Raw genomic sequence first — 12236 nt, forward strand, 5'->3', positions numbered from 1 at the left:
GCACTTGGGGCGCAGCAGAAGACGCTGCACACAACCGCCCCGACAGGGCGGCCATGGGCAAACCCGGCTCGTGATGGGGGGCGATCACGAGCCCTGGGCCGATCAATCCGGCAACCAGCCCCACAGCCAGTGCCGCAGGTTGTCGTTGCGCAGCATGAAGTCACGACGCACCGCCTCGCGCAGCTCATCCCCCATGCGATAGCTCGCAGCCGGGTCGGACAGGTGCATGCGGATCGCCTGCAACCATTCTTCAGTGCTGTTGCTGCGGACCTTGGTGCACGGCAGGAAACCGCGATAGGCCTCGGTATCGGTGCAGATCACCGGGTAACCGCAGGCCCCATATTCCAAGAGCCGCAGGTTGCTCTTGCAGTCGTTGAAGATATGGAACTCCAGGGGCGCCAGCGCCAGATCCAGGTTCAGGCTGGCCAGCTTGAACGGATAACTCTGCAGGTTGGTCACCGAATGAAACTCATGTACGTAGGGACGCAAGGCATCGGGGCACATGCCGAAGAACACCCACTCGACCTCACTGGCCAGCTCGCGCACTACCTCGGCGATGATCTCCAAGTCTCCGGTATGGCTGGTGCCTCCGCCCCATCCCACCCTGGGCTTGCTGGAGGTGCCACGGCGACTGGTCAAGTTCGCCCAAGGCTCCAGCGCCAGCATGTTAGGCACCACGCGAATGTCACTGTGCATACTCGACAAGGCATCGGCCAGAGGCTGGGTGGTCACCACCACGCGATCACACAGGGCTATCCCCTCGCGCAGCATCTGCTCGGTGTTCACCGGCTTGTTACGGGCGTGAGTGTTTTTCTTCGGCGCACTGACGATGTAGTCATCGAGCTCGAAGACCCGCAACGCGCTGGAGTACTTTTTCATGCGCAGAATATCGGCAGCCGCACCATCGCTGTATCGGCACTGCAAGATAATGGTATCGGGGGACAGGCGCTCGATCTCTGCCGTGGACGGCGATTCGTAGGCCACTCGGGCAATCACCCGGCCGGCCTGCTCAAGCGCACTCAAGGGCCCCGTCACCCGGTAATGCCCGACCGCAGAGCTGTTGACCGGCAAGCCAAGGATCAACGGCAAGGCGCGACTGCAGAACGGATTCCAGTTGTTGCGCAGAGAGGGCTCCAGACTGAAGCTGGAGTACCCCAGGCTCAGGGCGGGGTTGTAGGCTGGATCGCGAGCGATCTTCGGCATCCACTGGCGGTAGAAACTCTCCTGCTCAGCCTCCAGCGCCTGTTGCTGGCCAAGCTTCTCGCAGACCGCTGCCGCTGGCGTCAACATCAAGGTCGCGTGAGGCGTCCAGACCACCAGATAGCCGTTACTGTCGACCCGCAGACACAAGTCGGACTCCCCCAGGTCGGCACTGGAGAAGCGCTCATCCAGACCACCGAGGCTGTCGAAAACCTCCTTGCGCACCATCAGGCAATCGCCACTGACCGAACTCCAGTTCTGCACCACCTGCAGCCGCTGCATGTAGCCGCGAGCCCCCATCGCCTCGCCGACAAAAGGCGAACCCACCGGCCCCGCCATACCCAACACCTGCCCGGCGTGAAGGATCGAACTGTCGGTAGCCAGAATCCGTGCACCAACCACCCCCACCTCCGGACGCTGGGCTTGATTGAGCAACTCGTCCAGCCAGTCAGCGGTACAGATCAACGCACGAGGATTGAGCAGCAACAGATAGTCACCACGGGCCTGCAACGCAGCGCGGTTGATGAGCACCATCTTGTTGATCAGCCCAGCACCCGGCAACACCCGCAGCATCGCCCCACCCAACTGCGCCATGGCCGCCAGCCAATCAGCCATGGCCGGATCTCGGCTGCCGGCATCCACCAGCAGAATCTCGTAGTGGTTGTAGGCCGTTTGCTCAATCAGGCTTTCAACGCAGCGTTGCAGTGCCGGCAACGAATCCCCACACGGGACAATGATCGACACCAGCGGCCGCCCCTCATGCAGGTAGTCGATACGGTTGAGCAACGGCAAATCATCGTGCCGAATCCGCTGCCCCACGCCGATGCGCTGCAGATGCGCGGCTACCAGCCCTTCGCTGGCCTCGATCACCTGTGACCGCGACAGCCACTGGGCGAAGCTGAACTCGGACTCCACCTGAATATCGGCAATATGCTCGATGGTCTGCGGGCCCGCCCCCTCCACCAGGCGCCACAGCAGATCCTGGGGAGCCAGCTCGCCTCGGGCCGGGTCGAACCCACCCTCGGCCATGAAGCGCTCGCGGGAAAAGGCCAGGACTCGACCGACATAGGGGTAGGCCCGCATCAGGTCGAGATTGAAGTCGGGCTTGAACACCGGCTCCGACGACTCCCCGTCCAGCAGCGCACCTTCATCGCTGTAGGCGCAGAGCATAAGCGGGGTATTGGCAATCCGTTCAGCGAGCACCAGCAGCGCCGACTCCGGCAGACGGTCGCCGGCCTGCAGCAGATAGAACCAGTCACAACCTTCCAACTGAGGCACCAGCTCATTGAGCTGCTGCACCCAGTCGGCTCTCAATGGCTGACGCAAGACCCGCTCCCCCGCCTCACACTCGGAGGCGGAAAGCACCAGCACTGCTGCGGGCTCATACAACTGCCCTGCAAGACTGCGCAGGGTCCGCGCAAGCGCCTCGCCATCACCCTCGAAGTCGATGACCACCGGCACGATCTGCGCCTTGGATGGCCAACTGTCGATGCGTTGCGGCATCAACCGCTGCTCCACTGCCGAGAACTTGCGTACCGACAGCCATTCCCGATAGAAGTCCTCATAACTGACGCTCTCACCGCCAACCCGCCCATCCACCACGGTACTGCGGTTGCCCAACACCCGGGTCACGCACAGCTCTTGCCAGTGACGCGGCTGCTCGGCAACCTTCGACAAGTCGACAAACCGCACCCAGCCCGAAGCCGGCGCCGCTTCGCCACTGCGTGCTGCCAGCATCTGCACCAGCCATCCCCACTCATTCCTGGCGCTCTTGAGCATTTCCGGGGTGCCACTGAGGCGCTCCGGGTAAAGGCGCTCGCAACTCAGCACCGTAGTCTGGGCCGCCAGATTGCCGCGCCGCATCAGGCAGATGAACAGGGCAAAATCCAACAGGGCAACAAAACCCGCTCCCTCCTGGATCAACGCCGGCAACAGCTCCAGCACGTCGGCACGACGCATCAGCGCCGAACTGAAGTTGCCAAGGAAGTTACGTGGCGTGCTCTCGAAGATCGCCAGCATGTCGTCGCCCTTGAGCACCACGTCACCCTGGGTAAAACGGCAGTTGTCGACCCGCGACGGCAGGATGAAATTCCCCGCATCACTGAACACTCGCAGGGCACACACCAGATTGACTTCGGGATGCTCGATCAGCAGCGGAGCCTGCGAGGCAATGCTCGGAGCAAACAGCCGATCATCGTCGCACAGCACCTTGATCAACTCGCCACGGGCCTCTTCAACACAGCGCGAGATATTCTTCTGCAGCCCCAGGCGCTGCGGATTGCGCAGGTAACGCAGCGGGTGCGCGGGTTCGGCAATGCCGTCGACGATCCGTTGGATCTCATCGCTGGCACTGTCGTCGCAAACGACGATTTCCAGGGGACGGTAGGTCTGGGCCAAGGCACTTTCCAGGGCCTGGCTGAAGAAACGCGGGTTGAAGGCAGGGATGACGATACTGACTAAAGGGGCTTGGTTCACGGCGGGGAACTCTCGAGCGGCGAGCCCCGGCCGATGCGACCAGGGCTGCAGGACCGCTTAAAAAAGACGGCTGACGGCTCGACGGTCATGGCGTTCGAGCCGGAGCTCGAACGCCATGTGCTTAGACCTTGTTGAACAGGCCGAGCTGGGTGATCTTGCTGAAGGCCAACTGCGAGGCCTGCAACATGGTCTGCTGCAGGGTCAGACGGGTCATGACTTCGGCCGGATCGGAATCACTGATGGAAGAACGGGTGGTGACGTTGGCTGCCGCCAGACTTTCGTTGATTTCGTTCTGGGTAGCCAAAGCCGAACCACGACCACCGATAGAGCTGATGCCGATGGACAGTTGATCAACACCACTGGCCAGGTTGGCCATCCCCGAAGCAAGGTCGGCCAACTGCTTCTGAGTCGCCAGGGCATTACCGTCAGTCGGTACGTTCAACGCGCTTTTCAACTGACTCACGGTGTCCAGGACGTTCTGGGTTTCGTGGGTGTTAACCGCCACGCTGAACTGGTCGTTGGCGGCCGGCGAAGGAGCGCCCGTCAGGGTGAAGCTCACGCCTGCCGCAGTGGCGACATTGCCCGGACCTACAACACCCGAAGACACCGGCTTGCTGTCTGCCGTCAGCGGCGCGGCATACAGATCGAAGTTGGTGGCGCTGGTGAACTTGAGCACTGCAGAGCCACTCGGGAACGTCGAGTTGTAGGCCACCGAATCAGTCACGCTGGCGGCTGAGACCTGAGTCATGCTCGGGTTGCCCGGAGAACGCGCAACGTTGAAGGTGTCCGGCTTCGAGGCCAAGGTGAAGCTGTGCCCCGGCAACACCGCGTTGGCGACATCGCCGGACTGAAGATTGATGTTCAGGTTCAGATCGACACCACGGAAACTCACCGTCTGATTCGGCGAAGTACCGACCACGCCGCCCTTGCTAGCCTCGGCGGTCACATCGTTGCCGCTGCCATCGAGGATCTTCAACTGGGTGCCGCTGACGAACGACACGGTATAAGGCTCGCCACCGCGGAACTGGCTGTTGTAGGTGCCGCTGTTGGTCATCTGCCCATTGGACAGGGAAACCCGTCCATCATCCACCGCCGGCGAGGTCATGGTGACCTGGCTACGACTGGTGTTGAGCGCCTGCTGGAACACATCCCAACCGGTGCTGTTGGCAGCCATCATCATGGTATCGCCCACCGGCAGCTTCAGGCTGCTCTGGTCACCGTTGTAACTGTAGGTGCCATCGGAGTTGCGACTGAACGGCGGAACGTCGTCCTTGGAACCACCAAAGAGGTACTTGCCGTTTTCGTCCTGAGAGTTCATCAGGCTCATCAGTTGCTCTTCGATCTGCCCCAGCTCAGAAGCATTGGCCTGCCGGTCGGCATCGGTGTAACCGGCGCTGCCGGCACCGGTGGCCAGTTGCTTGGCCCGGTCCAGGACGTTGTTGATGCTGGTCATCACCGACTCGGCCTGGCCCAGGGAAGCCTTGATCGAGTTGCTGTTGGCCTTGTACTGATCAAGCAGGGAGGCCTGCTGGCCCAATTGCAGCAGACGGGCAGCACCCACCGGATCGTCGGCGGCGGTCTTGACCCGGACCAGGCTGCTGGACTCTTCGCCGCTCTTGATGGCGTTGGAGAAGTTCTTCTGATAGTTGGCAGCCGAAGTCTCGTAAAACTGGGCGGTGGAAATGCGCATGAGCTACGACTCCTTAAAGGCTGTTGATCAGCGTGCTGAAGGTTTCCTGCGCAGCCTTGATGATCTGCGAAGACGCGGTGTAGTACTGCTGGAACTTGACCAGGTTGCCGGTCTCATCATCCAGGTTGACGCCGGACAGCGAGTCCCGGGCGCCCTTGGCGTTGGCCAGGATGGAACCGTTGGCAGCACTGTCGAGCTTGGCCTGGCTGGCCTTGGCGCCGACGTTCTCGATCAGCTTGCCATAGGCATCCACCAGCGTGATGCCCTTGCTCGGCGAACTGGTGTCCACGGTCTGCTTGGTCTGCAGACCCGACAGCGCCAGGCCGTTGCGGTTATCGGAAGAACCGGCGCCATTCACCGAAATGTTCATGTTGTCGCCGTCATTGGGCGAACCGGCAACGGTCATCTGCACCGTGAAGGTCTTGGTCACGGGTGGCGTGCCACCGTCAGTGATCGGGTTGCCGCTGGCATCGAGCATCTTGACCTGCAGGTTCAAGACATTGCTCTGCCCCGGCACGATAGAGCCGCTGCCCATCTTGACGCCCTTGGCGTCGAAGTAATCGTAGGTCTGGCTGCCGCCGGACGCCGCATTGAACACCACCTTGACCGGGCCGGAGTTCTTGAGCGCCGTCTGCATCTCAAGCTTGCTGGCGGCGCTGTAGTTGTCGATCGGCACCGCCAGGGAGGGTTGCGCAGAGATGCTTAGGGAGCTTTTGACCCCCGCACCGATCTCGGCTTTCAACGGCGCAGCCAAAGCCAGGCGCTTGGCGTCGGTCATTTCCGTCTGGATGGTGGCTGCGGCATTGCGGGTCGGGATGACCTTGAAGCTGTCACCAGCGGCCACCGTACCATTGAGGTTCAGCGAGAAGCCGTCGATCACTGGCGCCGGGCTGGTCGTGGTGCTGAAGGTGCCCATGTCCTTGCCGTCGGAGCGCTTGACGCTGTAATCCGTGGCACTGCTGAAGGTCACGGTGTAGTCGCCGGTGCTCAGCTTGCCGGTGTCCTTGATGGTCACATCGAAGTTGCCCGAGCCCGCGCTGTTGGCGGTGCCGGCCATACTGCGCTGACCGATCATCCGCAGGCTGTTGATGTCGTTGAACAGGTTGCCGCCGAAGTCGCCGTTCTTGTCGATGCCCTGGGCCATCTGGCTGTTCATCTGGTCGGCAACCACCAAGGCCACGCGCCCCAGTTCATTCATTGCCGGGTCCAGCACTTCACTGCGATAGCGCAACAGACCACCGATCTCGCCACCGGTGGTGACGTTGGTGATGTCCACGGTGCTGGTGCCGCGATTGAGCTGCAGCATGGAGCGGGTCGGGTCGTTCTTGCCCTGCACCACTTCCAGGGAGTTGGCGGAGTTGCCCATCACCAGCGGCTGGCCACTGCCCAGGTACAGGTCGAGGCTGGAACCACGCTCCGACACCTGAACGCCGATAAAGGTCGAAATCTGGCGCACGGTTTCGTTACGGGCGTCCAACAGGTCGTTGGGCATGCCGTTGCCATTGGTCGACAGCTCGGAAATCTTCTGGTTGAGCTGGGCGACGGTATTGGCCAGCTTGTTGACCTGGTCGGCCATGCTCCCCAGGTTGCCGTTGATGTTGCTGTTCTGTTCGTTGAGCTGGCTGGACACCGAGTTGAAACGGTTGCTCAAGGCCTGGGTGTCGCTGAGCAGCAACTGCCGGGAGGCCTCATCGGTAGGCTTGGCGTTGAGGTTCTGCACCGAGGCGAAGAACTTGGTCAGGGCGCCGTTCATGCCGGTACCGTTGTCCGACAGCAACTGGTCGATCGGGCTGATCTGGCCCTGGTAGGCAGCGACGTCACTGTTCAGGGACGTGGCGGTACGCAACTGGGCATCGAGGAAGCTGTTGTACACCCGGCGCACGTCAGCCAGGGTGGTACCGGTGCCGATGAAGACGTTGCCGAACTGATTCGAGGCCTTGGTGCCCTGCACGGTCTGCTGGCGCGAGTACCCGGCGGTGTCGGCGTTGGCGATGTTGTTACCCGTGGTCATCAACGACGTTTGGCTGGCGGCCAGCCCGGACATCCCGATATTGAGCAAACTCATGATTCAGACCTTATAAATTCGTGGAAACGCCCGCCGCAGCGTAGTTCTGGTAACTCTTCATCTGCTTGGCTATCTGCGAAATCTTGCTTGCGTAGTCCGGGTCGGTTGCATACCCAGCTTTTTGCAACTCGCGAACAAACTGTTCTGGTTTATCGGCCGCCTTCAACACTTCTTGATAGCGATTGTTGCTCTGCAACAAGGTCACCAGATCGTGGAAGCTGTCCTGGTAGGAATCGTAGGAACGGAACGCCGCCGTCTCCTTGACCATCTCGCCATTTCTGAACTCGCTGGTGATCGCTCGAGCCTGGGCACCCTGCCAACTGCTGCCAGCCTTGATGCCGAACAGGTTGTGACTGCTGCTGCCGTCCTGCTGGCGCATCACCGATTTGCCCCAGCCGGTTTCCAGTGCGGCCTGAGCTACCAGGTAGCGCGGGTCGACGCCGATTCGCTGGGCTGCCTGCTGCGCCATCGGCAGCATGGTGGCAACAAAATCATCAGAGGAGCTGAAGGCACGCTTGGCCGGTGCCAGCGGTGGCTGGGCCATCGCCCGGCCGTAAACCCGCATCTTGCCCTGGGCTGCGGCATACCCCTGGTTGACCCGCCATTCACCACGCAGCACCGCATCGGCGGCGGCCGTGGTACGCGTCGGCGCGACATTCTGGGTAGCGGCGTCAGCCACCCCGCCAGCCGAAGGCACGATACCGCTCAACAGCCGATCGGTAAGTTTGCTTGGCAACGACAAGCGTCGCTGGTTGAGCAAAGCCATGTCGTTATGCGCCACGCTAGTACGCAACGGATCCTGGGCACGGGAAGCCCACATTGGCCGCTGGCCACTGACCCGGCTCAACGGACCATTCTGGGCAGTGGTGCCGGCAGCAATCGGGGTCGGCGTGGCGACCGGTGCCGCCGCATGCGTTGCAGCATCCGGGTGAACCGGCTTGTTCTTCATCATCTGGCGCATCAGCACGTTGGCCAGGCCAATGCCGCCGCCCTCGCGCGACAGGGAAACCGCCAACTGCTGGTCGTACATGTCCTGGTATTGCTTGGTCGCCGGGGTATTGAGCGGGTTGTCCTGGCCCAACACGTCGGTGGCCTTGCGCATGGACTTGAGCATTTCGTTGAGAAACAGCGACTCGAACTCCTGCGCCACCTTGCGTACGTTGGCCTCGCCATCCTTGTCACCGACCTTGAGCTGCTGCAGGCGGTTGAGGTCGGAGTAGGACCCGGAGTCTGCGCTACCGATCAATCCGCTCTTACGTATATCCATGGCCGTCACCTCAAATCACGATCAGGTCGGCTTGCAGGGCGCCGGCCTGTTTCAAGGCTTCGAGAATCGCCATCAGGTCGCCTGGCGCAGCCCCCACCTGGTTCACCGCACGGACAATCTCATCCAGGGTGGTGCCAGGGCCGAACTTGAACATCGGCTTGGCTTCCTGCTGAGCATTGACCCGCGAACGTGGCACCACTGCCGTCTGGCCATTGGACAGAGGACCGGGCTGGCTGACGATCGGATCTTCGGTAATGGTCACGGTCAGGCTGCCGTGGGTCACCGCAGCGGGCGACACCTTGACGTTCTGGCCAATCACAATGGTACCGGTACGCGAATTGATAATGACCTTGGCCACCGCCTGCCCCGGATCGATTTCCAGGTTTTCCAGGATCGATAGGTAGTCCACGCGCTGGCTTGGGTCCAAGGGAGCAGTGACCCGCACCGAACCACCGTCGACGGCCTGAGCCACACCCGGGCCGAGCATGTCGTTGATCTTGTCGACAACGCGCTTGGCGGTGGTGAAGTCCGAACGGTTGAGGTTCAAGGTCAGGCTGTTGCCCTGATTGAAACCGCTGGGTACGGCACGCTCCACCGAGGCACCGCCGGGAATACGGCCGGCCGACGGTACGTTAACCGTGATCTTCGAGCCGTCTCGCCCTTCGGCGTCGAAACCGCCCACCACCAGGTTGCCCTGGGCAATGGCGTAGACGTTGCCGTCGATACCCTTGAGCGGGGTCAGCAGCAAGGTGCCGCCGCGCAGGCTCTTGGAGTTGCCGATGGAGGAAACCGTGATATCCACCTGCTGGCCCGGCTTGGCAAAGGCTGGCAGGTCGGCGCTCACCGATACTGCCGCAACGTTCTTCAACTGCACATTGCCGGACCCGGCCGGAACCTTGATACCGAACTGCGACAGCATGTTGTTGAACGTCTGCAGAGTGAACGGTGTCTGGGTTGTCTGGTCGCCCGTGCCGTTAAGCCCGACCACCAGGCCATAGCCAATCAACTGGTTGGAACGCACGCCGGAAATACTGGCGATATCCTTCAACCGCTCAGCCTGTACGCCAAGGGACGTGGACAGCAACAAAGCCGCCGCCAGCAGGTGCTTGAAATTCAGCATGAGACTTTTCATCACCTAGAAAGGGAACAGCGGACTGAGGAAGAAACGGTCGAACCAGCCAGGCTGGTTGGCATCGGCGAACGAACCGGTGCCCGAGTAAGTGATGCGCGCATCCGCGACCCGGGTCGAAGACACCGTGTTGTCAGTGGCGATATCGTCTGCCCGCACCAGGCCAGCAATGCGCACCAACTCGTCGCCGGTGTTGAGGGTCATCCACTTCTCGCCGCGTACCGCGATGATGCCGTTGGGCAACACGTCGGCCACAGTTACGGTGATCGAACCGGTCAGGCTGTTGCTTTGGGCTGCCTTGCTGTCGCCCTTGGTGGCGCGGTTGCCGTTGTAGCCGGCATTCAGGGTCAAGTCGCCGCTGCCCAGGGGGTTGTTGGTGTTGGGCACGGCACCAAACAGCGAGGTCAGGCCAACGCTATTGGAACTGGTCTTGGTCAGTGCCGAGTTGGCCCCTTTACTGGCCGCGGTCTTCTCGTTGAGGGTGATGGTGATGATGTCACCGACCCGAAACGCTTTGCGATCGCCGTACAGGTTCTGCTCGAAGCCGGCCTGATAGATCGAACCATTATTGGACGCGGAAGGCAGCGGTGTACGCGGCAACACTGGCGCGTAGTAAGGGTCATTGGGCTTCGGCGGCGGGGCGACACAGCCCACGAGCACGGCACTCCCAGTCAGCGCTAGAACACAAATAAACCGATTCATGACCCTTCCTCACGATGTTGCAGGTACGCCTCGCATCCGAAGCGACCTCAAGACTTGATTACAGCTTCTGCGTTACGAACGAGAGCATCTGGTCAGCGGTGGAGATCACCTTGGAGTTCATCTCATAGGCACGCTGAGTGGTGATCATGTTGACCATCTCCTCAACGGTGCTGACGTTGGATGCTTCCAGAGTGTTCTGCAGCGTGGTACCGAAACCGTTGAGGCCCGGGCTGCCGATTTGCGGCGCACCGCTGGAGGCGGTTTCCAGGAACAGGTTATTGCCCTGGGCCTGCAGGCCGGCCGGGTTGATGAAGTCGGCGGTTTGCAGGTTGCCGATCACCTGGGAAGCCGGGTTGCCGGCAATGGTGATGGACACGGTGCCGTCCTGGCCTACGGTAAAGGTCTGCGCGTCGTTGGGCACGACGATCGCAGGCTCCAGGGCAAAGCCGCTGGCAGTGACGATCTGACCGTTGGCGTTGAGGTGGAAGGTACCGTCACGGGTGTAGGACGTAGTGCCATCGGGCTGCAGGATCTGGAAGAAACCACGGCCATTGATCGCCAGGTCCAGAGGCTGCTCGGTCGTCTGCAGACTGCCGGCGGTGAAGTTCTTCTGGGTACCGACAATGCGCACACCGGTACCGACCTGCAAACCGGTGGGCAGCTCGCTGTCCTGGGTGGACTGAGCACCCGGCTGGCGCTTGATCTGGTACAGCAGGTCCTGGAACTCAGCACGATCACGTTTGAAACCCGTGGTCGAGACGTTCGCCAAGTTGTTGGAAATAACACTCAGGTTGGTGTCCTGAGCGGACAGACCGGTTTTGGCAACCCATAGAGCCGGAAGCATTCGATTCTCCTCTTGCGCCTGTTTTACGGCGCCAGGTACTGGTAATTAGCTGATTTGCAAGACCCGAGCCATGGCCTGGTCATCTTCTTTGGCGCTGTTCATCATCTTCACGTGCAATTCGAACTGGCGGGACAAGGCCAGCACTGCGGTCATCTCGTGCACGGCATTGACGTTGCTCGACTCGAGGAAGCCCGACACCAACTGCACATTGGCATCGGCCGGCGCCGGCTGGCCATCCTTGGTCTTGATCGAACCATCAAGCCCCTTGGTCAGGTTCTTGATGTCCGGATTGACCAGCTTGATGCGGTCAACCTCAGCCATGACCCGCGGGCCTTCGCCCATGGCACGAATGCTGATAGTGCCGTCCTGGCCGACTTCGATTTTCTGTTCCGGCGGCACGGCGATCGGACCGCCATTGCCCATCACCGGCATGCCATTACCGGCACGCAAGACACCCAGGGCGTCGACATTCAGGCTGCCGGTGCGCACATAGCTTTCACTGCCATCGGGACTCTGTACGGCAATCCAGCCATTACCGCTGACAGCCACGTCCAGGTCACGACCGGTCTCCACCAACGAGCCCGGGGAAAAATCCGTTGCCGGCCGTTCGGCCATGGCAAAAGCCCGCGCCGGAAAGCTGTCACCGAACACCGGCATCGAGCGCGCCTGCTCCAGGTCACGCTGAAAACCATTGGTGGAGATGTTCGCCAGATTGTTGGCATGAGCCTTCTGCGCCAGTGCATTCTGGCTGGCGCCGGTCATTGCCACATAAAGGTACTTGTCCACAGTCTTTCCTCTGTCTGCCGGACGTTTGCCGCCCACCGCTGTACTGCGAAGCCATAAGCAATAAGCGCACCAACTTTC

Annotated in this window: 8 protein-coding genes; all 8 read right to left on the minus strand. The window is 61.3% G+C overall.

Annotated elements, in window-relative coordinates:
• Positions 1-102 precede the first annotated feature (102 nt).
• The 8 genes from GV819_RS04120 to GV819_RS04155 all read right to left on the minus strand — a co-directional run bounded on the left by GV819_RS04120 (position 103) and on the right by GV819_RS04155 (position 12158).
• Entirely contained in the window at positions 103-3675 is a 3573-nt protein-coding gene (locus GV819_RS04120; RefSeq protein ID WP_161753754.1) for a glycosyltransferase, read from the minus strand.
• A 121-nt stretch (positions 3676-3796) separates the two neighbouring features.
• Positions 3797-5365 (minus strand): flagellar hook-associated protein 3, encoded by a 1569-nt coding sequence (locus GV819_RS04125; RefSeq protein ID WP_161753757.1) that lies wholly within the window; start codon positions 5363-5365, stop codon positions 3797-3799.
• Between the two features lie 13 nt (positions 5366-5378).
• Positions 5379-7430 (minus strand): flagellar hook-associated protein FlgK, encoded by a 2052-nt coding sequence (flgK, locus tag GV819_RS04130; RefSeq protein ID WP_161753759.1) that lies wholly within the window; start codon positions 7428-7430, stop codon positions 5379-5381.
• 10 nt (positions 7431-7440) lie between these two features.
• Positions 7441-8697 carry a flagellar assembly peptidoglycan hydrolase FlgJ gene (gene flgJ, locus GV819_RS04135; protein ID WP_161753761.1) on the minus strand — a complete coding sequence of 419 codons (1257 nt, stop codon included), beginning with the start codon at positions 8695-8697 and terminating at the stop codon, positions 7441-7443.
• A 10-nt stretch (positions 8698-8707) separates the two neighbouring features.
• Positions 8708-9817, minus strand: coding sequence for a flagellar basal body P-ring protein FlgI (locus GV819_RS04140; protein WP_161753763.1), 1110 nt, complete (start codon positions 9815-9817; stop codon positions 8708-8710).
• 15 nt (positions 9818-9832) lie between these two features.
• On the minus strand, positions 9833-10528 hold the full coding sequence (gene flgH / locus GV819_RS04145) for a flagellar basal body L-ring protein FlgH (protein WP_161753765.1): 696 nt from the start codon (positions 10526-10528) through the stop codon (positions 9833-9835).
• 58 nt (positions 10529-10586) lie between these two features.
• Positions 10587-11372, minus strand: coding sequence for a flagellar basal-body rod protein FlgG (gene flgG, locus GV819_RS04150; RefSeq protein WP_161753767.1), 786 nt, complete (start codon positions 11370-11372; stop codon positions 10587-10589).
• Between the two features lie 45 nt (positions 11373-11417).
• Positions 11418-12158, minus strand: coding sequence for a flagellar basal body rod protein FlgF (locus GV819_RS04155; RefSeq protein WP_161753769.1), 741 nt, complete (start codon positions 12156-12158; stop codon positions 11418-11420).
• Positions 12159-12236: the final 78 nt, after the last annotated feature.

Origin of the sequence: Pseudomonas sp. Fl5BN2, assembly GCF_009908205.1 — a bacterium.
Taxonomy (GTDB): Bacteria; Pseudomonadota; Gammaproteobacteria; order Pseudomonadales; family Pseudomonadaceae; genus Aquipseudomonas.

Coding starts and splice junctions, on each gene's coding strand:
- GV819_RS04125 (WP_161753757.1), bottom strand. CDS start 5,365: ATGCGCATTTCCACCGCCCAGTTTTACGAGACTTCGGCTGCCAACTAT.
- flgK (WP_161753759.1), bottom strand. CDS start 7,430: ATGAGTTTGCTCAATATCGGGATGTCCGGGCTGGCCGCCAGCCAAACG.
- flgJ (WP_161753761.1), bottom strand. CDS start 8,697: ATGGATATACGTAAGAGCGGATTGATCGGTAGCGCAGACTCCGGGTCC.
- GV819_RS04140 (WP_161753763.1), bottom strand. CDS start 9,817: ATGCTGAATTTCAAGCACCTGCTGGCGGCGGCTTTGTTGCTGTCCACG.
- flgH (WP_161753765.1), bottom strand. CDS start 10,528: ATGAATCGGTTTATTTGTGTTCTAGCGCTGACTGGGAGTGCCGTGCTC.
- flgG (WP_161753767.1), bottom strand. CDS start 11,372: ATGCTTCCGGCTCTATGGGTTGCCAAAACCGGTCTGTCCGCTCAGGAC.